This is a genomic window from Clostridium sp. C2-6-12 (assembly GCF_009928485.1).
GTDB lineage: Bacteria > Bacillota > Clostridia > Clostridiales > Clostridiaceae > Clostridium.
Genome location: NZ_JAABNP010000027.1, coordinates 40,072 through 66,368 on the forward strand (window position 1 = coordinate 40,072; position 26,297 = coordinate 66,368).

Genomic DNA, 26,297 nt, shown 5'->3' on the forward strand with positions numbered 1-26,297 from the left:
ACTTCTTCCTAGTCTTGACCATCAGAAACAAATTTGATTTGTCCACCTTTTCCACATATAAGCACTGATTTTGTTGTTACTGCTGGCTTTCCATCAATTATTGTATCCTCTTTAACAATCATCCAATCACTTAATATAGCTGGTATACATGGTTTCTTAGTGCACTTGCAAACTCCGAAGGAACCAATATTAGAGCCAACAATTCTATCTGTTTTTACTATTACAGGTTTTCCATTTACATATGATCCATGACTTGCAGGTAGGTTTATTTGTGGCAAGCTACTTCCTTTACTGCATTTCATTTTTGCTCCTCTAACTACATAAGCAGCACCTTGTGCCATACTTATCATCTCCTATATTTTTAATTGTCTAATTCTAATCTTTCTAAACATATTCCCTTAAATTCTCTTCTAAGCAGACTTTCAGCAACATCTAGTCTTACTACTATCAAATTTTTTACTGATTCTTTTATTTTAAAAATCTTCTTTCCTTTGATTTTTTCTTTATCCAATATAATTTTTTTTACTACTGTCTTATTTAAATTTAGTTCTGCTTTTTCACTTAGACATTCAATTTCCTCAAATATTGGCATATAGTAGTTTTCTTGTCTTTCATGAGGCAAATCTATTAGTGGAATAATTTTAAATATAATTCCTGAATCATACTTTTCGATTATTTTTTTCATGTCTTCTGAAATAAGAAATAAATTTCTATCAAGAATGTCCAAAAATTCAGTTTTGTCATCACAATTAACATTAAATATTAAAATATCTTCGATTTTGTGAGCATTCAATAAATTAATATTTCTAATATCAATTGAATTAAATACATCAAGTAATTTGGGTGTATTTATATGCTCTTCATCTTGCTTTAACAAAAAATAATCCATACTTTTCCTTTCCATACTTATTCCATATTTTTATTTTACTGAGGATGTATTTTAATAGCAGCATCCATATATTCACCTGCCATAATTACTATATCCTCTTTCTTTTTCATTTCTTTGTATGCTAAATCTTCTAAAAATATCTTCAATAAATCTTTAATTACATATACAGCAAAACAATGATATGCATTTGCTTCTTTCTGTTTTATAATTTGTATATCATTTTCTTTAATCGTTCTTCCATATTCTTTTTTCTTCTCCAAGAGTTCTTCCATATGATAAAATAAATGTTCATAAATAAAATTCAAATCTATATTTATTGAACATTCTTCTTTATCTAAAAACCAATTTTCATCATATAAATCAATTCTCCAGCTTCCTTTATTCTCAAGAAGCATTGTTCTAATCATTGAGAAATATATATATTTTATTTCTCCTTTTAGTTGTTTCTCTTGAAGTAAAATAGCTTCTTTACAAACAGAATTAAATACTTCGGATAAATTTTCTTCAATTTCTTCTTTATTTTCTGTATATTCTTCTAAGATTTTTTTGAATTCAGTAATATATCTACCTTTAACGTACTTCTCTTCAAATTCTTTTAATACTTTTTCTTTATCAACTTGTATTATCATATCTTTAACACCAACAAAGCTTCTCTAACTTTGAATATTTACCTTTCCACCACTCATTGTTATGTCATCTTGTATTGTCATATTTGCACCTGCTTGCGTTAAGTCAATCCCTGCATCTCCGTTTATAGTTACTTTCCCGCCACCTGTTATTTCTATGTCATCTCCAGCATCAAGTATTATCTTTTTATCACTATTTACTTCTATGCCTTCATCATCTATCATTCTCATAAGTAGATTTCCATTTGCAATTATCTCAACAGAACCTGGTTTCATTACTATTTGCTTTCCATATTTCGTACTTATACTCTTTACATCTGTATCTGTACGACTATCTGGATCTAAAGATGGATAATGCATAGAATTTATTACATATGAATTTTTTTCCACATTATCCAGAAAATATAATCTAATCACATCATCAATTTCAGGCATACAGTACCAACCTGTCCCATTTGGTTGCGAAAATATAGTAGCAAATTCAAACCATCTTATTCCTTCTTTTTCTGCTGGGCTTCCATCAATCTCTAAAGAAATTTTAACTTTATCTTTTTGAGTATCTAATATTTTTCCTTGAAGTGAAATACCAACTACTTTATCATTGTAAATTCTCTTTAACTTCATCCCATTTTCATTTCTTAAGATGTAGTTATTTGAAATTACACCTCCTATCATTTCAGTTTCACATTTATATACTAATAACTGTCTATCTTTAAAATTCACCTTATTATATAACTTCATTATTTTATTAGTTGTCACTTCATAGCTTATTATATCTGTATCTTGTAAATTATAATTTTCATTGGAATCTTTAATATTATATTCCTGCAGGCCTTTCTCTATTGAATAATTATATTCCCCAATATCATAAATCTTACTTTCTCCTGCACCACCTATGGAATACTTTGTACCTGACATTTGACACTCTGGAACTAATCCCACATTGAAATATGAAGCTAACCTTTTTAAAAATTCCCAATCTGTTTCTTTATACTGAACTAAGAATTTATCTATCTTTTCTCCGTTAGTTACATTATCTACTATTATCACATTATCATGGTTACTGTTAATTTGATCAAAAATATCAGAATACGTATAGTCTTCATTTTGATATGAAACACTATTTTTTCTTATGTCCAATAAAAAAGTTTTGCTTAACGCCTCTATTTCTAAATTTCTTACATTATTTTCTGCTTTAATTCCAATCTTAGTAACTATTCCTTCAAATAAAGTGATTATATTATCTTCATCATCTCTTATTGAAACTTTTATAGTTTCATTTGCTCCTGTATTTTCAACATATTCATCTACATTCTCATCACTTATAATTCCACTAATACTAAACTTTGTATGTTCATTTAATTCTCTAATAATATTTAGATTTGTTATTTTTTGAAATTCAAAAGGCTCTACTAAAACATCTCCTTGAGTATAAACATATTCTTCACTCATTAATTTTCATCTCCCTCATTTTCTTTTACTACCCTTACAGTTTTAATAACTTGGAATACTATATCCCTCCACTCCTTGCTATCTCTATGCTTACAACTAAAAGTCCCCATTAAGGTCTTACCTTCAAATACTAAAAAAAACATCATATTATATAAGGAATCATCTATTGCATAACTTTTAAATTCAAAAAATCCTATATTTTTAGAATCAACTTCTAATACTCCATCCTCATAAAATACATTTGCTGGGTTTGTCTTTTTTATTATCACTTTCATTCCGTCTTTTAGCTTCTTTACATGCTCTTCATCTAAAGGACTATTAATTATCTTTAATGTTATACACGTACTTCCACTATCATTACATCTTATTATGTCAGGTCTGCTTTCTGATGGATATTTGAATTTTCTAGCTTTTAAAGGCATGTCCTCAAAATCCTTTGGAATATATACTTTCAATTTTTCATCAAAGAATTCTGTTTCCACAAACACATAATATCTGTCTCCAATTCTAACTGGACCACTACAAATATCTTTCCTTGCTTCTCTTTTTTCTACTTCATTTAAAAAATCTAAGATCTTTTCATCCGCTCTTTTTTCCAACCTTACCATCCTTCCATAAAAAAACTATTCAATGATTGCTGTTCAATCTATTTATGTAACAACTCAGTTATTTACAATAGTCTCATAAAACTTTATTAGGATAAATGCTTTTGTCTTAAAACACACAAAATCAATCTTAAAATCTAATATTTCCTATATCTTTCAATTTACGCCTAAAAATATGCATTTTACGATAACCTTCTTGACTTTTTATTAAAACCTATCACATATAATAAGAATGATTACTTTACTTGTCATTACACAACATACATTCAGCTCAAAGTCTTTCTCAATTTTGAACGAACTAAAAAGAGCTGTGCACTAGTTTCACATTCTAGTGCACAGCTCTAAATTATTTTAAATTTTCAACTACTTCAGAAGCATCAAATGACTTTTTAAGTAATCCCTTTTTCACAAGCCAATCTATGTTGTCCTGCCATACTTTCTTATCTTGTGATAAGAATTCTGCATCCTTTGTTTCCATAACTGGAATTAAAATATCAAAACTCTTCTTTTCAACACTTTCAGTAAGTGGGAAGTTTTCTGTATTTTGATTTTTCATTAGTATTTTAAGAGACTCATCTGGATTCGCCTTCATGTCCTCAAAACCTTTTTTAGATGCTTTTAAAAATCTTTTTATCTTATCTGAATTTTTATTAAGATTATTTTCTCCTGCTACAAATACAAGTTCATAATAGTTAGGAACTCCATATTCTGTTGGTGAGAAATAATTTACTTGAAAACCTTGAGCTTCTAAAGCTGGAACTTCATGATTTATAAAACCACCTATAGTTGCATCTACATTTCCTGTTGTCATAGAGCTCATAATATCAAAACCTACATCAACTGTTTGAGCTGCTTCTTTCTTTTGACCTACATTTTCAAGCATTGTAGAAATAATTGATTCAGAAAGTGCTGTTCCAGCATAACCTATCTTTTTACCTACAAGGTCCTTAGCACCCTTAATATTTTTATCCTTTGCTGAAATCACTACATTTAATGGTGATTGGACTATTGTTCCTACAGCCTTTACAGGAATATTTTCATTTCCTCTTGCCATTGCTACATCCTGCAAATAATATACTCCTAGGTCAGCCTTTCCAGCTGCAGTAAGTGCAATTGCATCATTTGTGTTTGCAGGAAACTCTATGTTTACCTTTATTCCCTCCTGCTCATAATAGCCTTTTTCAATAGCTGTATAAATAAAACTATGAACTGCATTAGGATACCAGTCTAAAACAACGCTTACCTCCTCAAGTTCTTTCTTTTCTTTTGTTTCTGGCTTAGATGCTGCCTGGTTGCAGCCAACCAATGCAAAAGTAACTAAACACGACATAGCAAATGCTAAAATTCTTTTGTTCATTTTTAAATCTCCTTCCTCCAGTTGATTATTTTTTTCTCAAGTATATTTATAATTGCAACTACAATCATAGCTGCCACTGACAACAATACTATAGGTGCAAATACTCCCGCTCCATCTAATTGGCTCATCATTCTTTTACTAAAATAACCAAGCCCGCTTTGTGCTCCAAGCCACTCTGCTATTGCTGCACCAATTATGCTTAAAGGCACTGCCATTTTTATAGCTGAAAAGAAATGTGGTAAAGCTGTTGGAATCTTAAGCTTTATAAAAATATCTTTTTTGCTAGCGCCATAAGTAATTAAAAGTTCTTCCATTTCCCTCTTTGTTGATTTAAAGCCATCATAAACAGATATGGCTATTGGGAAAAAGGTTATTAGTATTGTTACCAAAACCTTTCCCCATATACTATAACCAAACCAAAGCACAAAAAGTGGTGCAATAGCTGTTGTAGGTATAGTTTGTGAGGCTATTATTATTGGATATAATGCATTTTCTATGTTTTCATTCATATCCATAATTATTGCAAGACCTAAACCAAAAACAATGGAAATAACAAGTCCTAGTCCAGTTACCCCCATAGTGGCTGGAAGATGTACTAAAAATAATGGTTCTCGAAGAATCCATAATTTCACTAAAATCTGTATTGGTGATGGCAATATATAAGGCGCATTTATTACCTGGGAAATAACCTGCCACAATCCAATTAATACTAAGAGCAATATAATTGATGGTAAATTCTTTTTCATATATTCACCTTCTGTCTAAGCCTGCTTATTAGGCTTTCTTTTAATTCTATAATTTCAGGCCTTTGTAAATCACTTCTACTCCTTGGATAATCTAAAGGAATTTCTATCTTTTCCATATGAGTTATAGGCCTATCCTGAATTACTAATATTGTTTTTGAAAGAAATATAGCTTCTTCAACATCATGGGTTATGAACAAGATGGTTTTATTAAAATGCTGCCATTCCTCCAAAAGCCATTCCTGCATTGAAATTCTTGTAAGAGAATCTAATGCACTAAAAGGTTCATCTAAGAGTAATAGTTCAGAGCCAGTTAAAAGAGTTCTAGCAAAAGATACTCTCTGCCTCATACCTCCAGATAAATCCTTGGGAAACTTATTTTTATATTCTAAAAGTCCAACTTCCTTTAGAATATTATCTACACTTTCTTCCCTTTGTATTTTAGAAATTTTCTTTATTTCCAAAGGAAGAGCTAAATTTTCACCTATGGTTCTCCAAGGAAAAAGCAAATCCTTTTGAGGCATATACGCGCTATAATTTTTCATATTTGCAATAATAGTATTATTTACTAATATTTCTCCACTCTGCATTTTTTCTAATCCATTTATTAATCTGAAAATGGTACTTTTCCCACAACCACTGGCACCTATAATTGAAATAAATTCACCTTTTTCAACTGAAAAGGATAAGTTATCAAGCATTGTGTAATCATCTTCTAAATATTTAAAAGTAACTTTCTTAAATTCAAGCACTTATATCATCCTCCTTATGTAACTTTTCTCTTACGCTGATTTATCTCGTAAGCTATATAATACTAAAAACTATAACCAATTGTAATGTTCCTAAATTCTAATAAAATAATATGTTTTATATATTATTGTAAAAACGCAAAAAAGCTTTCCATCACAAAGATAGAAAGCTTGAACTATTTCTTATATAAATTTACTATTTTTCAATGTAAAATTAGTATAATAGACAAACTCACTTCCCTGCGTTGGTACTAACCACTTCAGGTTCGAAGGGTTGAGCAAATGCTCTCTCAGCTTTTTAAGGCACCCCTAGTAATATTTCATTGAAAATTATATCCTAATATTATGTTTATGTAAATAACTATTTATTCACACTAATGCTTAAATATAGGTTAAATGCACCATTTAACCTATTGCCCTTTTTCTTTTACATAATAATTATATATTATATTTTTACCATCATAAGTTTTATTTTCATCTGCCAAAGCAATGCTGACATTTAATACACTTGTCCCAATTGCTATTAAAATAAGCAGTATTTCTAATATATATTTATTATGTTTCATATCTGTTATATCCTCCATCTCTGTGCAAAAATAAAATGTAAGACAACAATACTTTTCAGCTAAGCTTAAATTGGTTTAATACTGCTTATAACCATAATTAAATCAAATGCAACTATAATAAGTATTGTAATTGAAGTAATAAATCTAAGCATAATTTTCTTTTCCATTTTATTATTTTCTAGCCATTCCTTAATAGCTCTTCTTTTATACATTATGCCTGCAATTAATACAATAAATGAAACGACTATCATAATAATATTAATAATATTATTTGCGTTTTCACCTATGCGAGAACTAAGCAAAGTTGTCATTTCAACAAATGTATTATTGATCATATGTAATATAATCGTTAATTTTATTGAATATTCAGTTGCTAAATAACCCAATATAATTCCAATACCTGCTGCCATAAATATTTGATAAAAATTACCATGCATTAAGCCAAACAACATTGCTGAAACTATAATTGCAAACCTTCTGCCATACTTTTCAAAACTTCTAAGGACAGCACCTCTATAAAGAAACTCTTCAAATACTGGAGCTATTATACATGTGTATATAATCATTGATGGTGTGGATTGATTTAATATTTCTAAATCTTCCAAAGCAGATGCAGCAGTTAATCCAATCGAATTAAGACCTAATTCCAAAACATTCGCAAAGGCTCCTAAAACATTATTTACTGCTAATACTACTACAAACCCTATAAATATAGTTTTTAATGTAAATCTTTTGTTTTCAGCTTTTAAGTCATATTGATAAAATTTATTTCCTCTATAAACTAATATTGGAATAAATGCTACTATAACTGAAAATATGCTTAACATTCCAAGATAACTAGGATTTTTAGTCATTTGATCTAACTCTTCAAAACCAATCCCTCTATCTTTTATCATCTTAACTATCATTGCTCCTATGAAAACTGTAAATATAATTACATTTGCAATTACACCTTGAGCTATTAATGATATTCCTAATTTATTAAAATCATTTTTCATTGCTTTTTTAATAATTTTTTCTTGATTATTATAATCCATCTCCATTTTAACATTCTCCTGTTTTTCTTTATTTATTAATTTATTAAAAAATAATATATATAATTCCTTTTAAATAAATATTACAATATAAATTCTCTAATTATATATTATCGTACCATTTTTAAATTAGACTTAAATTAAAATTAAGTTATTCTTAATTTATCACAATACTAACTATATTACCATATAATCTAATACAAAAAAGTAACCATTTAACTTTATATAAAATCAAATAGTTACCTTAATTTAATATTAATAATTTAAATTTATTATTTTTTTATAATCTAGTAATATTTCCAAATCATTTTTTATCTTATATTTTTTTACATCAGTAATATCTTTTTCTTTTATTTGTATAACATTATCTTCAAATAACTTATCTAGATTTTTTCTCCGGACTCCCAAATGATTTTGTAGAAACTTATCCATTCTTAAATTTAAATTATATTTTGATTTAATTAATATTTGAACTTGTCCTTCTGCTTCTTCATCAATTTCATCACCTTCAACTATATAATCCATATTATATTTAATTTCTGCATTATTTCTTTTCAAAACATCATAATTAAATCCATATTCCCAAACTAAATCCTTATCATTATTTTCAAACCTTTTTTGAAGCTCCACACCTAAGCTATTGGGTGGAATTCTTGAAAAAATTGGCATATTCCAAGTAGTATCACAATGAGTACACTTATATATAAGCCATATATCTATGCTTTTCTTTTGAGCATTTACTCTAAATAATTCGCTGCAATAAAACTCCATTTTCTTATTGCACTTATTGCAATTTCTTATAACTAACGGTGTTTCCTTCGGTTTTATATTCCAAATTAATTTATTTTTATCTGTTTTCATAGCTTTTCTCCAAATATAATATTTTATAGCTATAATTTATTAGATTAATCTGGAATAAATATAACATGTTGGAATAACCCGTTAAAGCCAAAATTCTTTACAGTTGTAATCTTTATCCTGTTTTTCTAAAGAGATTTCTATGATAACTTGGCTAAAATTATATACAAAATCTAATTACTGCCAAATCATAATATAAAAAAATCTCAACAATATCTTCAATACTGTTGAGATTAATAAATATGATTATAAAGTTATAAGCAGGCATTTATGTATTAAGAATTCAATTTCCTTCTTAAGTCTCACTAATTCCTCTGAACTTATATGCTTTAATTCTTCCTGATTATTTGTGAACTCTTCATTAAGTTCTTCAAATAAAGTTGTAATTTCTTCTTTTTTAGATTCCTTTAACTCATCCAAATATTTTCTTATAGCCTTATCTAAATCATTAGCCCAATTATCTACGGCTTCCCTTGAGATTTCTAATATTTTGCTTTGCCATGTCAATGAATCATGTAAGAAAAATATTGAATCTGTAAATACATTTAAATATTCAGTAATTCCTTTTATAGATGTAGCTTTTACTGTTTTTAATAGGTTATTTAAATTATTATTTATTTCTCCAATAGTTGTCTTTTCTAAAGCACTAGAAAGCTTTTTTAAATTTCTGCTATATATATTATATCTTTTAACTCTTCCTGGTCTCTTTTTAACAGTTCTTCTGAACATTTCTCCCATTGCTTGTTTTATTGCATCACCAATATGTTTTTCAATAATCCCTTCCATAACTTCTGTATAAGAAGGCATATTCACTCTAACATTACTTTCAAGCTTTTTAATTTCCTCATTTAGAATATTGTCAACTGTTCTATCAATTGAAATTATTTCATCTTCTATATAATTAAGCAAATTTTCAGTTTCTTCATTAGTTAGCTTAGGAACATAATAATGCTGCATTAAAGAGCAAGTTTCTTCCTTCATAGTCCATTTACTTTCATCATAAATATATTGTTCAATTAATTCTTTAACCTTAATGTCAGATTTATCTATAAGTTTTATAGCTCTTACTTTTATTCTTGCAAATTCATCATCTATATTTCCTAAAATATATTGCTTTTTATCCAAGAAATCTTTTATTATATTAATTTTTTCTTGAACTTGTTCCTTTTCACATTGGATACTTGCAATTTTAGAATTAATTTTTATGTCACACTCTCCCAATACATAATTTTGATAATTTTTCAGAGTTTCAGAAAGTTCTTCTATCTTTTCAGAAGCATTAACTCTTTCATAAATATAATCCCAAAGCTTGCTTGTTTCTGGATTCTTTTGACTGTTGCTTTCTATAAGAAATGTTTTTACCGCTTTATGGATACATTCATTAACAGCTTTTTGAATTTCTATTATTCTCTTATTATCTTCATCAAGTTCTTTAGGACACATATTTATAGCTAATACAACTTCTACTTTGTCATTTATTACTTCTCCAACATATTTTAAAAATTGAAAATCATCATCTCCAAGGCCACTTCTATATGATACTACATAAACAATAATATCACTTTCAGGTATAAATTCTTTTAGGACTTCTTCATGCTCACTTATTAAAGAACCATATCCAGGAGTGTCAAAAAGTCTTAAACCATCATACTTGGCATTTTTGCATGGCCCTATATATCTTAACCTATTTAAAGCTTCCTCAGGTTTTGCTGTAAAAGCTTCAAATTGCTCCTTATCCAAAACTTCACTACTTGCATCCTTTTTTATTCCAATTAAAGCTTCTTCAGCATCACTATCTATAACAACTTCAGTAACAATACCTGTAGTAGGTCTAACACTTTCTATTAATACCTTTTTATCAAAAATACTGTTTATTAAAGCACTTTTTCCAGAGCTGGTTTCTCCAAGCATCACAACATAATGAGTTGGATTTATTATTCTCTCTTTCACTAATAAATTCTTAGCTGAAATATAATCATTTCCAAGAATTTCAACTACCTTGTCAATTCTTTTTTGTCTATCTACACAACTTTTAAAAATATCCATTCTTTATCTCCTTTTAATTCTCTATGCCGCTGATTAATTCTTTTAAAAGTTTTAAATCTTCTTCTAATACTAAGATATGCTCCTCACTATAAGCAGTTTCATACTGCCTTTCTATAAATTCCATATCTTTCTTTAAATTTCTTTCTAATCTGTCTTTTAATTCTTTTATAGAATCATCTACCTCTTGCGCTTTTGCTCTTAAATCACCAATTATTTCTTCTTTTAAATAATTTTCAAAGTCCTCTATCATTGGTTCTAAATCCTTTAAGGTATAGCTCGCCCTATTTTCTACTATCTTTTTACGCATATGATCTCCAATTAAAGAGAAAGCTAAGCTTATTCCCATTCCTACAAGAACTCCTGCTGGTCCAAGTAATCCAACTGCTCCTATAGTTCCAGCTACACCAGTTGATACTCCCAGTACTGTTGGAAGTGACTTTTCATATTTAATTGAACTTTCTCTATTAAAAAAGGATATATTTTCATAAGTCCCGTCAAAACCTTTAATAGTTATTTCTCCTAATTCATTATTTAAATTTTTAATAAGGTTAGTAATTAATGCTAAAACCTCATCCATTATGTTGTTAATAGCTTTATCCGACATTTCCTTATATATTAAACTTAGCCTGTTTCCATCTACAATTCCTTTATTTACAACTCTTCTTAAGTCTATTCTTAAATTTTCAATGTTTTCTCTTATTATTTTAGAAGAGGTTTCAATGATATTATCTATTTCTTCTTCTGCATAAGTTCTACTACTTCTTATTTTCTTTTTATTTTCTAATAGTATTTCTTTTATTTCTTTGATTTTTGCTTCTTTTTCTAGTTGATTTTCATTATTTTCGTTTAAAGCCAAGATTTTATAAGTATCTATTTTATCATTAATATTTTTTAAGGCTTCCTTAACTTTTTGATTTAAAGCTTCTGATACTTCTTTATCATATTCCTTAGAAATATTTTTTATTTTCTCTATAACCTTAACAATTCCTGATTTATCATATAGGTTATTATCATTAGTAAATTTAGCTTTAACAGCTTCATATACATTTACTACATTAACATTAATTTCTTTTTCCTCATTATGAGCATAACTTATACTACTTAATACATTTTCATTATGCTCTTTTGCTTCATTTGCATCTTCAATACTTTCATCATTCCACTTATTTTGAACAAAAATAGTGTTAGATAGTTTTGGCCATAAAGCATTTATGAAGTTTTTTTCTGTTCTTGTAATTGGAGGATTAGTTCTTATTATAAAAATCCCTGCAACTAATTTATTTACATACTCTAAAGTAGTTCTTTGATTTTCAGGTGTTAAACTTCCAACCCCTGGCAAATCTACAAGGACAATATTATCCTTTAAAACTTCACTATTATTATGGAGTACTATTTTAGAAACTTGAAGATTATTTGCTCGATTATAATCATTATGAACATACTTTTCTAGATTATCAACACTTACAGTTTCATTGTGACCATGTAAATAATATATTACAGCTTCATTTACATTCTCTCCATATCTCACTTCAACTGGCACACAGGTAGTTTCATCTACATCTGTTGGTAATATATTATCCTCCATTAAAATAGAATTTAAAAAACTGCTTTTACCTGCTCCTTGAATTCCAAGTACAGGAACAATTATTTCTTTCTTATTTAAATTTTCAAAAAAGTGCTTAAAATATTCCTTATAATCTACTCCTTGACTTTCTCTATTAAGATATTTTTCAAGTAAATCATTAAATCTCTTATCTCGTATTAAATCTATATAAGCCATAATTTTTATCTCCTCTTTCCAAAAAGTCTAGTAAAGAAGGACTTATTTCCCCATTGTACTTCTTCTTGAATCATTTCCATCTTTATACTAAGTTCCTCTTGCACATTATTTATAAGTTCAATTAAAGCCTCTTTATCCTCTATTTTATCATCTATACTTCTAATTTTATTTAAAATAACAGTATTGCTATCCTTGTTTTCTTCAAAGGACTTTTCTAAAGCTTCTGATTTTTCCTCAATAATCTTTTCCATTGCATCTACTTTTTCTTCAACTTTATCTACCTTAATTTCATCCATCTTGCTTAAAATAGCTTCTCTAGTATTAGCAGTATCTTTTACTATTTTCAAACCTAAAATAGCTAGTCTTTCTTCTATAGATTGAAAAAGCTGTTTATTTTGTTCCTTTACAATATTATTTATTGCACCTTCTAAAGAATTTTCAATAAATTTAGGCAATTTTAATAAACTTTCATTTAATTCTTCAATTTTCTCTTGAAAATCTTCCTCCTGAAATTCTTGAAGACTTCCTTTTAAATCATTAATTTTCTTTTCTATAGGTCTTAACTTTTCTATTACCTCTTCAGACATATTTCTAGATACCTTTGAAAGAGAATTTATCATATCCTCTTGAATTTCACTCATTATATTTTTTGTAACTTCATCGCTTTGAATTAAAATCGATTTATCGTCCATAGTCATTATCTCCCCTTTGAGTCAGTTAACTTTTAACTTTCTTTATTTAAGAAATAGCTTAGAATTTCCTCAAGGGTTTCTTTTTCTTCTGTACCTCTTGATAATGGATTTTCAAATAGCCTTTCTTTTATTTCTCTATAATCACTTATTAAAAACTTGTCTTTTTCCTCACATTCAATTAATGCCATATTATATATTGGATTTTTAGAATTAATCAATATATATCCATATTGGACTTTTTCATACTTACTTTTAATAGTTTGTTTTAAATTACTCACCTCTGTCAAAAGTTCACGTACATTATCTGCATTTATAAATACTTTACAGGAATCTATGACCAAATTAATAATTGAATTATTTTCATCTTTAATAAAATAATTTAAATCTGTACTTTCTATAATCTGCTTCTTAGAATTTGCTATTTGAATTCCATTAAATACAATAAAAATGTTATACGTTTTTTCTTTAACTTTATTAACAACCATATTAAAATCAAGTTTATTTTTACATAATTCATAAACTATTATTGTATTTTCAAAGCAATATATTCCCTCATTTTTTAAGATTTCATATTCATTGTCACTTAAATAAATTCCAAAGACTCTTGAAATAAATTGCTCACATACTTCTATATCCCATGTCCATAGTATTTCAACAGCTTCCTCCTTTAATTTTTTCCTATTCTTTTCTCTTAAATAATTACCCACCATTAAATAATTTTTGTCCACTATTCCATTAGATAATTTATAAAGATTATATTGAGCTGTTGAAATTAAGTATGCTTCTCTCATTTCTTCTAAATCGCCATCTGATTTCACTTGCTTTTCAGATTCAAAACATAAAGAATTAAGTTTTTCTTTAATTTGAGTTAAATTCTTACTTACATCTTCAATATCATAAATTTGAATCTTTTGCTTTTTCTTTTCTTCGTATTCCTCAGATCTTTTAGCCGCTTCATCATAAAAAATATTTATAGACTTATTATATTGAGTACTCCAATCCTTTAAAATGCTCAAATAATACATCATATTTTTATTACATACATCCTGAGCAATTTCAATGGTAGCTTCTTTATCTACCACCTTTTCATCATATTCAACCTCCGTGTATCCCCACTCTTTGTCGAATATATTTGATAGCAATCTCTTACCTCTATTAAATACGCCTTCTTTCTTAAATAACATAGTCTTTTCTTCGTATTTATGCTTAACATATATGCTATTGCCTTCCATGCTAGGTAAAGAATAGCTATCTCTACTATCTAAATTAAGCTTTTGATAAATTTCATTTTTCTTCTTTTCACATTTTTTAACTATGTTTAAAATGTCACTTTCAATATATAAGTTTTTATTATTGATTTTCTCAACTATATTTAAGTAACTTTCAAATTCCTCCGAAGTAGTATTGGCTATTTCATTTATTGTCTCCAAAATAACAGCTTCAATTTCTTTAATCTTTTCTAATATTTTCTCTTGTGCATTTTGGAAACTTTCAGCAAGTTCATTTATATCTCCAATTCTCACATCTCTTAAAGCTTCTATTGCTTCAATTGTGTTTCCCTCTATTATTTCTCTATCAGTACTTATTATATCGTTGATTCTTTCTATATAGCTTTCTGTTCTTTGCTTATTAAGCTTTGGGAATATATTCTGTGTACAATCTTCTATTCCTTTTACAAAATAGTCTATATTTGAAGACTTATATACTTCTTCATCCTTGTTCAGCCTTCCCTTTAAACCATTAAGTGCAGATATTTGAATCACATCAAACCCCTCACCATTATGAGTTGCTTCTCTTAAAAGATTTTCCGCCCTCTTCTTATGTTTTTTTAGAATAATAGACTTATCTTCTTCAACTATTCCATTTTTCCCAAGCTTTTCTTCAATGGAATCTATCATATTTTGAACTAAAATTATCTGCTTTTCTTTTTCATTTACAATTTTAATCTTTTCAGCATTTGCTAAATCACTATTAGCTTTTACAGTAGTTAAAAATATGCAGATATCTATAGTTGGAAGTAATATTTCCAAAGTCAATTTTTCATGACTTTCTAACTCCCATGCATCTAGTCCTGGGCTATCTATAATATGGATATTTTCATTTAACAAAAATTCAGGAGTAGTGATGTCAATTTGGGTTACCTTTAACTTATTATCGGGGTTTCTGCTTTCATCTGCATAAGCTCCAATAATTTCTTCATTTAGATTACTTCCCTCTAATATTTCTGGCTTTTTATCCTTAAAATAAACAGTAGCTTGTCTTCTTTCACCTTTTGCTGCTGTAATTATAATACTTGAACTTGGTCTTATTGCCATTGGCAATATTTTTTCACCTAAAAGCGCATTAACTAAAGTGGATTTTCCACTGCTGGTTATTCCCATAATAGCAACTCTTATTATGTCACCTTCAAATATCTTTGTTCGCTCTCTAAACCAATCCATATCCTTGTTATATCTTTTTGTTCTATATTCATTTTTTTCTAGTACTTCTTTTATTTCATTAATTGTATCTGCAATATAATTATCTCTGCCCATAAATTTCTCCATATTTATATTTATGTTCTTTTTATTAATCGTATATTGATATATTACCATATTTACGTGGTTTTATCTAAAAAATTTCAATAAAAAAGAATCTTAATAATCCATTTTGAATTATTAAAATTCTCTTTTTATTATTTGACAAAATTTTCTTATAAATTTATCTAATTTACCTATTTACTTTTAACTCTTAATTAATTTTAAATTCATTATTCCAGAGAAGTTCCTAATTGTGGCATAGCGAATCCTTCCATAGTTGCATAGCAGCTCTTTTAATTGTTGGTTAGTTTTTTAACCTTAAATTTATCTTTATCACTTACTATTTTTATATTTAAATTATTTAGTAACTTATCTAAACTTTTTATTTTATTAATAAATTTTATATTGTTTTTCTTTGTTATCTTTTCTATCATTTTAATTATATCTTCTTTTTCTTCTTCTAATTTAATTCTCTTACATACATATTCCCTGTTAATATGAATTAATGTAGTCCAAATTTGTTCCTCTACTATGTTGTTAATATTCATCATAACCCAAGTAAAATCTTTTCTTCTATCTTTTACAGGATATGCCTCTTTAAAAAATTTAATAAAGGCACTTTCTTCTTTAGGTTCTTTATCAACTACATATTTACCGAACTGATTTTTTAATTCATTTTGAAGATACATAATAGTATTAGGCTTAACTTTATCTGACATCTTCTCAATATTATCATAAATAAAATTATAAGTGTCTTGAATCTTTTCTGGGTCTGCTTCGCCCTTTTTTAATATTTTGGCAATATCTATATATTCTAATATATTTTTCTTACAATTCAAATCTTTATTATATAACTTTTCCCATATTTCTTCCGCACTTAAATTATCTAAGCTTAAGTTCTCTTCCATCTTTACTTCATCCTTTTCTTATCTTTAATATTTATAATTTTACTAAACTCATGCCTTTAATTTTAATATATTTGCTCTAAATAATAGTTTTTTATAATGATATTGTGTAATTAATGATGAATGATTGTTAAAAGTTCCTGATTGCAGCATAGCTGCTCTTTTTATAAGTGTATAACTTTTCCCATATTTCTTCCGCACTTAAGTTTTTTTCCATCTTCACTCATCCTTTTCTTCATTAATCATTCACAATTTATTATTCATTTTTCATGTGCTCAATATACTTTTCTCCCCAAAGTGAAATACTATCTAGTACTGATTGAAATTCCTTACCTATATCTGTTAAAGAATATTCAACTTTAGGTGGAACCTGTGGATAAACATATCTCTTTATCATTCCATATTCCTCTAAACTTCGAAGCTGCTTTGTAAGTGTTGCCTGAGTTAAATCTGGCATTAACTTTTGCAGTTCACCAAATCGAAGAGTTTTTGAACTTAAATTATGCAAAATTACAACTGCCCATTTGCCAGAAATAATCTTTTGTGCTGTTACATATGGACATTTGCCAAATAAATCATACTTTTCTTCCATGGTTAATCTCCTTGGTATCTCTAAAGATACTATGTATTAAAAATAATCGTACTTGTTAATTTTTTTGTAATATTTTATTATCAATGTACAGAATGATTTTATCACATAGAAGTGGAAGGAGCAATTATAATGAATGAAGTATTTGAATTTTTAACTGAAAATCCAACATTTTATTTAGCAACAATCGATGGAGATCAAGCAAGAGTTCGTCCTTTTGGTGCTATAGCAAAATTTGAAGACAAATTATATTTTGTAACTAATAATACAAAGGATGTCTTTAAACAATTAACTGCAAATCCTAAAGTAGAAATTTCTACTACTTCTTCTAAAGGAGAATGGCTTAGATTATCAGGAAATGCTGTTATAGATCCTAGAGTTGAAGCTAAAGCTGCTATGCTTGAAGCTAACCCAATGCTAAAGAAAATGTACAGCGCAGAAGATGGAGTTGTAGAAGTATTTTATCTTACAGATGCTGTAGCAGTTATTAATTCTTTCAGCAGCGATGAACCTAAGACAATTAAATTTTAGTATCCTTATTTAAGATTTAAGTTTACACTTTTTAGAAGCTTGCTTTTATTTTGAAAGTACAGCTTCTGCCTAATAATTATCTTTCTACCTAATACCAATCTCACTCATAATCTTAAAAATTCTAATATATAAAATTTAATTTTCTCTATTTAAGAACCACCTGACTTTTAAAATTAAACATAAGTGGTTCTTTATTACTTTCAATTATTATAATAAAATATAAATATGAGTTAAAATGACTTTAATTATGCTGTAATTCTAATTTACATAAAGCCTGCTTTGAAATTAGCTTTTCAGTATATTTATTAATATATAATAATTGTGAGGCGTAGATAAATGGAAAAAATACTTAGATCTGTATATGCAGAAATTGACTTAGATGCACTAGCTTATAATATGAGAAACATAAAAAGCTTAGTTAACAATAAGGACGTAATTGCAGTAGTTAAAGCTGACTGTTATGGTCATGGTGCTGTTGATGTAGTTCCAACCTTACTTGAAAATGGAGCTTCTAGGCTTGCAGTTGCAGTTTTAACTGAAGGAATGGAACTTAGAAATCATAACATAGCAGCTCCTATAATGCTTCTTGGATATACTCCTTTAAATTTAGGTGAAGAATTAATAAACTACGATTTAGAACAAACTGTTTATGATTTAGAATATGCAAAGGAATTATCTGATATAGCCTTAAAATTAAATAAAAAAGCAAAAATTCACATTGCATTAGATACTGGAATGGGAAGAATAGGATTTCTTCCAAATGAAAAGGCTATTTCTGATGTTTCTGAAATATGTTCTTTAAAAGGCTTAGAGGTAATAGGAATCTTTACTCACTTTGCAACTTCTGATGAAAAAGATAAAACTTATACCCATGAACAATTTAAAAAGTTCTCAGACTTTACTAATAAACTTTCAGCTTCGGGCATTGAAATACCTATAAAGCATGTATCTAACAGTGGTGCAATTATGGATGTTCCTGAAACTTATTTAGATGCAGTAAGAGCTGGAATTATACTTTATGGCTATTATCCATCTGATGAAGTAAATAAAAACAATCTTTCTTTAAAACCTGCTTTAACCTTAAAAGCTTCTATAACTCGCGTTCAAGAAATGGAACCTGGAATGTATGTAAGTTATGGCAGAACTTTTAAAACAGAAAGAAAAAGTATTATTGCAACCCTTCCTATAGGTTATGCAGATGGTTATTCTAGATTATTTGCAAAAAAAGGTAAGGTAATAATCAATGGACAATTTGCTCCAATCGTTGGTAGGATCTGCATGGATCAATGTATGATAGATGTAACCGATATTGGAGATGTAAAGGTTGGAGATGAAGTTATACTTCTTGGTGAAGAAGGAAATGTAAAATTTAATGCAGATCATATTGCTGAAATCATGGGTACAATTAATTATGAAATACTTTGCATGCTAAAATATAGAGTTCCTAGAGTATATAAGAAAAATGGAAAAATATTTAGCGTAAAAAATTATCTATAAAAAGTTATCTAAAGACTAATATTGTAATTATCAACGTAAATTTAACAATTAACAGTTAATTCAAAAATTCTTTTAGAATTTTTGAATTAATTTCCTATTATATGTTTCATACATAAAAATCATGACCATCACCCTTTGTTCATTTTACGTAGTACAATATGCAGCAAATTCTTCACGGTTGAGTGCTTTATAAGATGAATTTCACCTTGTAAAATGAAATTCATCATATTTTTCTATTCCTCCTCAATATATCTATTGTATTTTATAGTCTTACTCCTAGGTTTAACCAATGATTTCTTTTTCCACTTGCCTTGTTTATATCTTATTAAACTTGCTATAGCTGTAATAGTCCAAGTCAATCCGCTGGTAATCCATACGCTCCATACTCCCAAAATAGGAATCATAGCCAAGCCACTTGAAAATCCAATTCTTCCAGCAACCTCAACAAATCCGTTAATCATAGAGTAAAATGCATCCCCAGCACCATTTAGAAGCCCTCTTGTAATATAAATCATTCCTAGAGGAAAATACGCACAACTGGTAATCTTTATTGCCATTGCTCCAAGACTTATTACAGCTTCATCCTTAACAAACATTTCCATAATAGCTCGTCCCCAAAATTGAGCTAGCAATAGTGCTAAAAAACTAAAGCCAACAACAATTAAAATACTCTTATAATATCCCCTTTTCACTCTATCAAGTTTATCTGCCCCCACATTTTGACCTGTAAATGTTGCCATAGCAGCACCTAGCGAATTAAAAGGCTGCTGTATAAGCTGTTCTAATCTGCTAGTAGCTGTATAAGCTGCAACAGCAGTCTCCCCAAAGCCATTTACAACACTTTGCAAGGCTACCATAGATATGGCAATCATTGAGTTCTGTGCCGCTACTGGAATTCCGATTTTTATGCATTTTGTAATAATTGAATTGCTAATTATCCAGTGTTCTTTTTTCAATTTAAAGTATGGATTCTTAAGACATGCAAAAACTGCACACCCTAAAGCAGCACATCCCTGAGAAAACACAGTAGCAAATGCTGTTCCTGAGATACCAAAACCAAATTTAAGAACAAAAATCAAATCCAAAGTAACATTAATTGCACAGGAAACAACCAAAAAAATCAAAGGTGTCTTTGAATCTCCTAATGCTCTAAGTATTCCAGACACTGCGTTATAAGCTGCCACAGCTATCATTCCTCCAGAAGTTATTCTAAAAAAACTTACAGAATCATTTAAAATCTCAGGCGGTGTATGCATAAACTGTAAAATCAAACGTGCACTGAAGACACCTAATATACTCATAATTATTCCAGCCGCCCCAATAACATAAATTGAATTAGCAATAGCTCTTTTTATTTGCTCTTCTCTACCAGCGCCAAAATATTGTGAAATAATAATACCTATCCCAATAGATAATCCCATACACACAGAAAAAAACAAAAAGTTCAAGGAACTGCTAGCACCTACTGCTGCTAAAGCATTAGCACCTATATACTTCCCTACAACAACAGAATCAATTAAATTATAAAATTGTTGAAATACATTACCTATAAGCATGGGCAGTGTAAATTTTATAATATGAGAAACTTCATTTCCTTTGGTCATATCATGTACATATTTTGCTGACATACTAAAAATCTCTCCCTCTTTTGTTTATTCTAAAAGATATCTTTACTTGGCAGCCCACAAAAATCCTCTTCTCGTAAGCTCTCTAACCTCTGGGATGTTAAATATCTCAACATTATGTCCAAGAGAATTATAAAAAACCTTTCCTTTACCCCAAGTCTTGGTATACAAAACTGGCATTGTAATACTTCCATTAGTACTGCATGACTCCTCATTTATCCCAAAAGTAGTTGTGGCTAACACATTTATTGCAGGATCTATATGTAGATAATACTGCTCTGTCCTGACTTTAAAATCCTTAATATTATGGATTATGCTGCTTGAACTTGATTTAACTATATTAACCTCATATTCAACTCCATCATTCCCTGGATGAGCTACCCACTGGGAACCAGTCATAAATTGCCATTCAACTGAATTCCTAAAGGAATCACACATGCCTCCATGGCAGCCAGCCATTCCAACTCCTGAGGCTACTGCCTTTAATACAGGCTGCAAATGTTCATCTTTAATTTCGCCCATTGACCAAACAGGAACTATAAGATTTAAATTCATTAAGTTTATTTCATCTAAAAAACTATCTAAAGTATCTGAAACCTCAACTTGAAATCCTTCCTCTGTTAAAATATCACTAAATACTTGAGAGACCTTTGCAGGCTCATGTCCTTCCCATCCACCTTGCACTATTAGTGCTTTTTTCCTCATAGGATACCTCCACTTTTACTCTGGTACTAATTTTTAGTCCTCTTAATTACCATATTACATTTATTTATCAAATTAAGCTGGCAATATATTAACGGGATATAGACATATATTGCAGTATATGTTATATTTTTTGTATTATTTAGAACTGAAAAAATCTAATATATTCTGTTCTCACAAAATCTACGTAGATTAATATTCTACTCAACATAGTATAATAATTAACTAAGTTCTCTATAGTTTAATAAATATATCTTATACTTAATAACTGGAGGTCTTTTATGTATCCTTTTTTCGAAGTTAACAAATCAGGTGATCAAAATTTTTTCACTTCAGGAATTTTAATAAATTTCAGCTTTCCACCCCATTTACATCCTTATGCAGAGATGATTTATGTTGTTGAAGGTTCTATTGAGGTTACAATAAACGATGTTTCACGATGTCTAAACACTGACGAAGCTTCTATATGCTTTCCTAATGACATACATGGCTATAACAGTAAAGGCTTTTCAAAAATCCTCATGTTTATTCTTTCTCCTGATATTGTTGGCAGTTTCTTTGGCATACGAATGGATAAAACCCTTGAAAATCCCTTTATTCCTAAAAACATTATTGATGAAGGAATAAGCCCACTTTTCTTTATGCTCTATGATGAATTCAAAGAATCTAATAACAAATATGTTGTAAAAGGACTTTTATACACAATACTCGGAAAACTTGATGGATATTTTGCCTTGAAAAGCAGCAATACTTCGTATAGTAATACAATACAAAGCCTGTTAAAATATATTGAACTTCATTACCAAGAGAATATTTCACTAGAAAGTATAGCTAAAGATTTGGGGTATAGTAAATTCTATCTCTCAAGAATCTTTTCTAACAAGATTGGCTATCAATTTAATGATTATGTGAATAGACTGAGAATAAATAAAGCTCAGAAATTTCTTAACGAAACAGATCTTCCCATTACAATCATAGCTTTAGAATGTGGCTTTAAAAGCCAAAGAAATTTTAATAGAATTTTTAAAGAGCTTACTTCATTTACTCCTACTGAGTTCAGACTTGGCAAATTCAGTTCTTAATTTTTCTTTATAAAAAACTACCTATAGACTAAACACTTTTTCATGTTTACAGTCTATAGGTATACTTTTGTTTTCATTTTTTATTTACATTTTATATTCAACAATATTTTCTTTTTCATCGCATTCATTAAGCTGCTTACTCTCCTCTTTAATTAGCAATATTCCTACTACTAGCATAATAGGGAAAAACATAGCAGTGCCTCCCTTAGGATACATTTTAACAGAAAGGCTGAATGTACCTGGCCACATCAAGCTTATAGAAATTCCAGTTATAGCACAGGCTATCAAAGATAATACTTGCCAAGGTGAAAAAACTGTTATGCCATAACATATAATGCATAAAATTCCACTTCTAAATACTGATTTTTTTAATTTATTTTACTTCCCAATATAACATGCACTTAATGTATATTTGTATGAATATTTCATAATTTTTCTCCAATCTTATAATTATTAATTAGCAAAAATACTTTCATTAATAATTATGGAAGTAATCTTAGAATATATTTAATTATTTTAATCCAACTTATATAATCGAGCTTCATATGGTTTTAAAATAAACCCTGATATATTTTTATGATTATTAACTTTGTAATTTGAAAGGAGTAAATTTTCATATTTTAATATTTCTTTCTCATAATTATATTTTATATTTTCTTCTGATATGTTTGTAATTATAATATACTTTTCATTCTTTAGTGTTCTTGTATAAGCATATATATTATTATCATCTTCTAAGATAATCTCATATTTACCATATATCAAGGCTTTATTTTCTTTTCTAAGCCTTATCATTTCTTTATAAAAATTCAGAATTGAATCTTCATCCCTTAACTGTTCTTCTACATTTATATGCTTATGATTTCCATTTACTTTAATCCATGGACTCCCTGTAGTAAACCCACCATTATAAGTATTATCCCATTGCATTGGTGTTCTTGAATTATCTCTGGTAGTTCCTTTAACTATTTCAAGAGATTCTTCTTCTGGCATTCCCTGCTCTACTCTCTCCTTATATTGGTAAATCGTTGCAACATCATTAAAATCCTCAATATTATCATAATCTGCATTAATCATTCCAATTTCTTGTCCCTGATAAATAAAAGGGGTACCCATTTGCATAAAATACATCAAGCCTAAGGCTTTAGCACTTTCTTTCCAATACTTTTTATCATTTCCAAGCTTAGATACACTCCTTGTTAAATCATGATTTTCTAAAAATAAGCCTATCCAACCATCTTTATAAACAGCCTCCTGCCATCTAGATAAGGTTTTCTTAATATAGGATAAAGGAGACTTTGAATTATTGTCCATTTCCCATAACTGCATATGTTCAAATTGAAATACCATCGAAAACTTTCCTTTTTCATTTCCTGCCCATTCTTCTAAATCTTCTGTTGTTACACCACTTGCTTCTGCAATTGTAAAAACATCGTATTTGTCAAACGTGTTTTCTTTTAAATCCTGTAATAAATTTTCTATTCCAGGCTGTTTCATTTGCTTATCAAAAGAAGGAACATATTTTAAATTGTCAGGATTAGGCATATCCTCATAATCACACTTTTTAATGTGGCTGATTGCATCTACACGAAACCCATCTATTCCCTTATCTAACCACCAGTTAATCATTTCATAAAGTGCATTTCTCATTTCTTGATTTTCCCAATTAAGATCAGGCATTTTTTTGCTAAATAGATGTAAATAATACTCCTCACTATTAGAATCATATTCCCAAGCTGAGCCTCCAAAAATACTTGCCCAATTATTAGGTTCATTGTTTACTTCTACTTCTTGAACTGACGCTTCTGGTAAACTTATAGGCTTTTTACCTTTTTTCCAAATGTACCAATCCCTTTTAGGACTATCTTTTGAACTCTTTGCTTCTATAAACCAAGGATGCTCATCTGAAGTATGGTTTATAACTAAGTCCATAATTAAGCGCATACCTCTTCTATGCACTTCTTTAAGCAGCTTATCAAAATCCTGCATTGTGCCGAACTCATCAAGTATATCCTTATAATCACTAATATCGTATCCATTATCATCATTAGGTGATTTATATATAGGACTTACCCATATCAAATCAATACCCAAATCCTTTAAATAATCCAGCTTTTCAATTATACCTTGTAGATCACCAATCCCATCTCCATTAGAATCCTTAAAACTTCTTGGATATATTTGATATGCCACTGCTTCTCTTTGCCAATTCATAAAGTACCTCCTATATTTATACTTACAAAATCATGTAATTTTATATTTTTATAGCAGCACTTATAATCTTCCTAAGTCACTACTAATATAATGCTATTATAGGATAATACTTTAGGAATTTCTTGCATAATACAGCTTATTAATAAAACAATACTGCCTAAGCAAAATTCTGATAATTTATTAGTATGGCAAATATTAAATTTCATTTTTTATCCTTCAGAAAGTTTTGCGAACTCCCATATTACATGTTCTCCTTTGCCTAAAGGTATTTCCCCATCATAAAAGTTTACAATTGGTTCTTCTTTATTTTCTTCCGAATCAAATACTATTATATCCTCAATTTTTTTCTTTTTACTTCCTTTATTTCTATTCACTTTTAAGAGTTTCAAATGTTTGTTCTCTTGGAAATCCTGCCTACCTTCTGATTTATTTATATTTTCACAAATATCTTCGGAAATACTTTTATTTACTCTCATGCAAACATCTTCTTTAATATTTTGCAATTGAATTTCTTTAGCTTTATTGAAATTATCTTTTTCAAGTATTTTTTGCTCCTTCAAAGTATCTTCAGTATCTTTCATAATAGGTTCATTTTTTGTAATTACACCTGAACTTTGATTTTGGAAACCCTCTTTTTCTTGAATTTCATTGCTTTTTAATACAGCTTTTTTAATATTATTTCCATCTTCCATCTTAACATTTTCTTTTACCTTAATATTTTGATGCTTTGCAAAGTTCTTAACTTTAAATACATTTCCTTCATTAAGCTCAATCATTTCTAATTCTATTAATAAATCTAAAGCCACCTTAACCTCCACATAACCTCTGTTAAACTCTATAGCTAAGGTTTCAACATTATAAGGTATGGTTCTTGACATATATAGTTCCCCTTCCTGATTACACTTACCAGCTAAAATAACCATGCGTGTCCAAATATAATGTATTAAATCTCTTTCTGGTTTTGTATCTATTATTTTAAATTTTGTATCACTGTACATATTTACATTAAATTTAACATATTTTCTTTCTCTCATATTTATCATTTCCCTTCATACTTAATATAATTATTAGTTCTATCAATAAATTCTTTATTGCAAAGAAGTTCCGAATTGTGGCATAGCTGCCCTTTTTATAGGCGATAAGTTCCTTATTGCAGCATAGCTGCTCTTTTTATACGTGCATATTTTCTTTCTCTCATATTTATCATTTCCCTTCATACTTAATATAATTATTAGT

General features: G+C 28.6%; 25 protein-coding genes and 1 riboswitch. Of the genes, 3 read left to right on the plus strand and 22 right to left on the minus strand.

Translation table 11 applies throughout. The annotated features are described in order from the left end of the window. Window positions 1–8 precede the first annotated feature (8 nt). From GXK56_RS19635 to GXK56_RS19715, 17 genes are all read right to left on the minus strand, one after another. Window positions 9–341 (minus strand): DUF4280 domain-containing protein, encoded by a 333-nt coding sequence (locus GXK56_RS19635; RefSeq protein ID WP_160690539.1) that lies wholly within the window; start codon window positions 339–341, stop codon window positions 9–11. 20 nt (window positions 342–361) lie between these two features. Continuing rightward, window positions 362–889, minus strand: a complete 528-nt coding sequence (locus tag GXK56_RS19640; RefSeq protein WP_160690541.1) for a hypothetical protein — start codon at window positions 887–889, stop codon at window positions 362–364. Window positions 890–924: 35 nt separating this feature from the next. Then, window positions 925–1,518 carry a hypothetical protein gene (locus GXK56_RS19645; RefSeq protein ID WP_160690543.1) on the minus strand — a complete coding sequence of 198 codons (594 nt, stop codon included), beginning with the start codon at window positions 1,516–1,518 and terminating at the stop codon, window positions 925–927. Window positions 1,519–1,542: 24 nt separating this feature from the next. Further along, window positions 1,543–2,967 carry a phage tail protein gene (locus tag GXK56_RS19650; RefSeq protein ID WP_160690544.1) on the minus strand — a complete coding sequence of 475 codons (1,425 nt, stop codon included), beginning with the start codon at window positions 2,965–2,967 and terminating at the stop codon, window positions 1,543–1,545. After that, window positions 2,967–3,566 carry a hypothetical protein gene (locus GXK56_RS19655; RefSeq protein ID WP_160690546.1) on the minus strand — a complete coding sequence of 200 codons (600 nt, stop codon included), beginning with the start codon at window positions 3,564–3,566 and terminating at the stop codon, window positions 2,967–2,969. Before GXK56_RS19655 ends, GXK56_RS19650 begins: the two co-directional genes overlap by 1 nt. A gap of 352 nt (window positions 3,567–3,918) precedes the next feature. Then, window positions 3,919–4,929: an ABC transporter substrate-binding protein gene (locus GXK56_RS19660; protein WP_160690548.1), complete on the minus strand. Its 1,011-nt coding sequence runs from the start codon at window positions 4,927–4,929 to the stop codon at window positions 3,919–3,921. A 2-nt stretch (window positions 4,930–4,931) separates the two neighbouring features. Beyond that, complete coding sequence (locus GXK56_RS19665) at window positions 4,932–5,675, minus strand: ABC transporter permease (RefSeq protein WP_160690550.1); 744 nt, start codon at window positions 5,673–5,675, stop codon at window positions 4,932–4,934. Further along, window positions 5,672–6,424 (minus strand): ABC transporter ATP-binding protein, encoded by a 753-nt coding sequence (locus tag GXK56_RS19670; RefSeq protein WP_160690552.1) that lies wholly within the window; start codon window positions 6,422–6,424, stop codon window positions 5,672–5,674. Before GXK56_RS19670 ends, GXK56_RS19665 begins: the two co-directional genes overlap by 4 nt. Before the next feature lie 217 nt (window positions 6,425–6,641). Then, window positions 6,642–6,742: riboswitch (TPP riboswitch) on the minus strand. 89 nt (window positions 6,743–6,831) lie between these two features. Next, window positions 6,832–6,987, minus strand: a complete 156-nt coding sequence (locus GXK56_RS19675) for a hypothetical protein (RefSeq protein WP_160690554.1) — start codon at window positions 6,985–6,987, stop codon at window positions 6,832–6,834. Between the two features lie 65 nt (window positions 6,988–7,052). Beyond that, on the minus strand, window positions 7,053–8,030 hold the full coding sequence (locus tag GXK56_RS19680; RefSeq protein WP_243156190.1) for a type II CAAX endopeptidase family protein: 978 nt from the start codon (window positions 8,028–8,030) through the stop codon (window positions 7,053–7,055). 246 nt (window positions 8,031–8,276) lie between these two features. Continuing rightward, window positions 8,277–8,882, minus strand: coding sequence for a DUF1062 domain-containing protein (locus tag GXK56_RS19685; protein WP_160690556.1), 606 nt, complete (start codon window positions 8,880–8,882; stop codon window positions 8,277–8,279). A 243-nt stretch (window positions 8,883–9,125) separates the two neighbouring features. Then, window positions 9,126–10,925 carry a dynamin family protein gene (locus GXK56_RS19690; RefSeq protein ID WP_160690558.1) on the minus strand — a complete coding sequence of 600 codons (1,800 nt, stop codon included), beginning with the start codon at window positions 10,923–10,925 and terminating at the stop codon, window positions 9,126–9,128. A 13-nt stretch (window positions 10,926–10,938) separates the two neighbouring features. Further along, complete coding sequence (locus tag GXK56_RS19695; protein ID WP_160690560.1) at window positions 10,939–12,705, minus strand: dynamin family protein; 1,767 nt, start codon at window positions 12,703–12,705, stop codon at window positions 10,939–10,941. 5 nt (window positions 12,706–12,710) lie between these two features. Beyond that, window positions 12,711–13,397: a hypothetical protein gene (locus GXK56_RS19700; protein WP_160690562.1), complete on the minus strand. Its 687-nt coding sequence runs from the start codon at window positions 13,395–13,397 to the stop codon at window positions 12,711–12,713. A 32-nt stretch (window positions 13,398–13,429) separates the two neighbouring features. Beyond that, window positions 13,430–15,931 (minus strand): dynamin family protein, encoded by a 2,502-nt coding sequence (locus GXK56_RS19705; RefSeq protein WP_160690564.1) that lies wholly within the window; start codon window positions 15,929–15,931, stop codon window positions 13,430–13,432. A gap of 278 nt (window positions 15,932–16,209) precedes the next feature. After that, a complete protein-coding gene (locus tag GXK56_RS19710; RefSeq protein ID WP_160690566.1) occupies window positions 16,210–16,824 on the minus strand; it encodes a hypothetical protein in 615 nt (204 codons plus the stop codon). A 253-nt stretch (window positions 16,825–17,077) separates the two neighbouring features. Then, a complete protein-coding gene (locus tag GXK56_RS19715; RefSeq protein ID WP_160690568.1) occupies window positions 17,078–17,413 on the minus strand; it encodes a helix-turn-helix domain-containing protein in 336 nt (111 codons plus the stop codon). A gap of 129 nt (window positions 17,414–17,542) precedes the next feature. On the opposite strand from GXK56_RS19715, the gene GXK56_RS19720 reads away from it, so the two are divergent. Both GXK56_RS19720 and alr read left to right on the plus strand, forming a co-directional pair. Continuing rightward, a complete protein-coding gene (locus GXK56_RS19720) occupies window positions 17,543–17,941 on the plus strand; it encodes a pyridoxamine 5'-phosphate oxidase family protein (protein WP_160690570.1) in 399 nt (132 codons plus the stop codon). A gap of 336 nt (window positions 17,942–18,277) precedes the next feature. Beyond that, complete coding sequence (gene alr, locus GXK56_RS19725; protein ID WP_160690572.1) at window positions 18,278–19,438, plus strand: alanine racemase; 1,161 nt, start codon at window positions 18,278–18,280, stop codon at window positions 19,436–19,438. A gap of 233 nt (window positions 19,439–19,671) precedes the next feature. On the opposite strand, the gene GXK56_RS19730 is transcribed toward alr, so the two are convergent. Then, window positions 19,672–21,066 (minus strand): MATE family efflux transporter, encoded by a 1,395-nt coding sequence (locus GXK56_RS19730; RefSeq protein ID WP_160690574.1) that lies wholly within the window; start codon window positions 21,064–21,066, stop codon window positions 19,672–19,674. Window positions 21,067–21,108: 42 nt separating this feature from the next. Next, the gene (locus GXK56_RS19735; protein ID WP_160690576.1) at window positions 21,109–21,768 is read right to left on the minus strand and encodes a ThuA domain-containing protein; all 660 of its coding nucleotides are present in this window, start codon (window positions 21,766–21,768) and stop codon (window positions 21,109–21,111) included. A 278-nt stretch (window positions 21,769–22,046) separates the two neighbouring features. Between GXK56_RS19735 and GXK56_RS19740 the strand changes: the two genes are divergently transcribed. Continuing rightward, on the plus strand, window positions 22,047–22,847 hold the full coding sequence (locus GXK56_RS19740; protein ID WP_160690578.1) for an AraC family transcriptional regulator: 801 nt from the start codon (window positions 22,047–22,049) through the stop codon (window positions 22,845–22,847). Between the two features lie 516 nt (window positions 22,848–23,363). Here GXK56_RS19740 and GXK56_RS19745 read toward each other — a convergent pair. The 3 genes from GXK56_RS19745 to GXK56_RS19750 all read right to left on the minus strand — a co-directional run bounded on the left by GXK56_RS19745 (window position 23,364) and on the right by GXK56_RS19750 (window position 26,095). Then, window positions 23,364–25,061, minus strand: coding sequence for an alpha-glucosidase (locus GXK56_RS19745; protein WP_160690580.1), 1,698 nt, complete (start codon window positions 25,059–25,061; stop codon window positions 23,364–23,366). A 71-nt stretch (window positions 25,062–25,132) separates the two neighbouring features. Then, complete coding sequence (locus GXK56_RS28605; RefSeq protein WP_279283177.1) at window positions 25,133–25,267, minus strand: hypothetical protein; 135 nt, start codon at window positions 25,265–25,267, stop codon at window positions 25,133–25,135. Window positions 25,268–25,270: 3 nt separating this feature from the next. Continuing rightward, window positions 25,271–26,095 (minus strand): phage replisome organizer N-terminal domain-containing protein, encoded by an 825-nt coding sequence (locus GXK56_RS19750; protein WP_160690582.1) that lies wholly within the window; start codon window positions 26,093–26,095, stop codon window positions 25,271–25,273. Between the last annotated feature and the right edge of the window lie 202 nt (window positions 26,096–26,297).

What these genes read in the sequence shown, in the direction of transcription:
- GXK56_RS19650 (WP_160690544.1), bottom strand. Translation starts at nt 2,967, where the DNA reads ATGAGTGAAGAATATGTTTATACTCAAGGAGATGTTTTAGTAGAGCCT.
- GXK56_RS19690 (WP_160690558.1), bottom strand. Translation starts at nt 10,925, where the DNA reads ATGGATATTTTTAAAAGTTGTGTAGATAGACAAAAAAGAATTGACAAG.
- GXK56_RS19740 (WP_160690578.1), top strand. Translation starts at nt 22,047, where the DNA reads ATGTATCCTTTTTTCGAAGTTAACAAATCAGGTGATCAAAATTTTTTC.
- GXK56_RS19680 (WP_243156190.1), bottom strand. Translation starts at nt 8,030, where the DNA reads ATGGAGATGGATTATAATAATCAAGAAAAAATTATTAAAAAAGCAATG.
- GXK56_RS19730 (WP_160690574.1), bottom strand. Translation starts at nt 21,066, where the DNA reads ATGTCAGCAAAATATGTACATGATATGACCAAAGGAAATGAAGTTTCT.
- GXK56_RS19685 (WP_160690556.1), bottom strand. Translation starts at nt 8,882, where the DNA reads ATGAAAACAGATAAAAATAAATTAATTTGGAATATAAAACCGAAGGAA.
- GXK56_RS19745 (WP_160690580.1), bottom strand. Translation starts at nt 25,061, where the DNA reads ATGAATTGGCAAAGAGAAGCAGTGGCATATCAAATATATCCAAGAAGT.
- GXK56_RS19660 (WP_160690548.1), bottom strand. Translation starts at nt 4,929, where the DNA reads ATGAACAAAAGAATTTTAGCATTTGCTATGTCGTGTTTAGTTACTTTT.
- GXK56_RS19635 (WP_160690539.1), bottom strand. Translation starts at nt 341, where the DNA reads ATGGCACAAGGTGCTGCTTATGTAGTTAGAGGAGCAAAAATGAAATGC.
- GXK56_RS19705 (WP_160690564.1), bottom strand. Translation starts at nt 15,931, where the DNA reads ATGGGCAGAGATAATTATATTGCAGATACAATTAATGAAATAAAAGAA.
- GXK56_RS19735 (WP_160690576.1), bottom strand. Translation starts at nt 21,768, where the DNA reads ATGAGGAAAAAAGCACTAATAGTGCAAGGTGGATGGGAAGGACATGAG.
- GXK56_RS28605 (WP_279283177.1), bottom strand. Translation starts at nt 25,267, where the DNA reads ATGAAATTTAATATTTGCCATACTAATAAATTATCAGAATTTTGCTTA.
- GXK56_RS19695 (WP_160690560.1), bottom strand. Translation starts at nt 12,705, where the DNA reads ATGGCTTATATAGATTTAATACGAGATAAGAGATTTAATGATTTACTT.
- GXK56_RS19640 (WP_160690541.1), bottom strand. Translation starts at nt 889, where the DNA reads ATGGATTATTTTTTGTTAAAGCAAGATGAAGAGCATATAAATACACCC.
- GXK56_RS19665 (WP_160690550.1), bottom strand. Translation starts at nt 5,675, where the DNA reads ATGAAAAAGAATTTACCATCAATTATATTGCTCTTAGTATTAATTGGA.
- GXK56_RS19750 (WP_160690582.1), bottom strand. Translation starts at nt 26,095, where the DNA reads ATGAGAGAAAGAAAATATGTTAAATTTAATGTAAATATGTACAGTGAT.
- GXK56_RS19720 (WP_160690570.1), top strand. Translation starts at nt 17,543, where the DNA reads ATGAATGAAGTATTTGAATTTTTAACTGAAAATCCAACATTTTATTTA.
- GXK56_RS19710 (WP_160690566.1), bottom strand. Translation starts at nt 16,824, where the DNA reads ATGGAAGAGAACTTAAGCTTAGATAATTTAAGTGCGGAAGAAATATGG.
- GXK56_RS19675 (WP_160690554.1), bottom strand. Translation starts at nt 6,987, where the DNA reads ATGAAACATAATAAATATATATTAGAAATACTGCTTATTTTAATAGCA.
- GXK56_RS19700 (WP_160690562.1), bottom strand. Translation starts at nt 13,397, where the DNA reads ATGGACGATAAATCGATTTTAATTCAAAGCGATGAAGTTACAAAAAAT.
- alr (WP_160690572.1), top strand. Translation starts at nt 18,278, where the DNA reads ATGGAAAAAATACTTAGATCTGTATATGCAGAAATTGACTTAGATGCA.
- GXK56_RS19715 (WP_160690568.1), bottom strand. Translation starts at nt 17,413, where the DNA reads ATGGAAGAAAAGTATGATTTATTTGGCAAATGTCCATATGTAACAGCA.
- GXK56_RS19645 (WP_160690543.1), bottom strand. Translation starts at nt 1,518, where the DNA reads ATGATAATACAAGTTGATAAAGAAAAAGTATTAAAAGAATTTGAAGAG.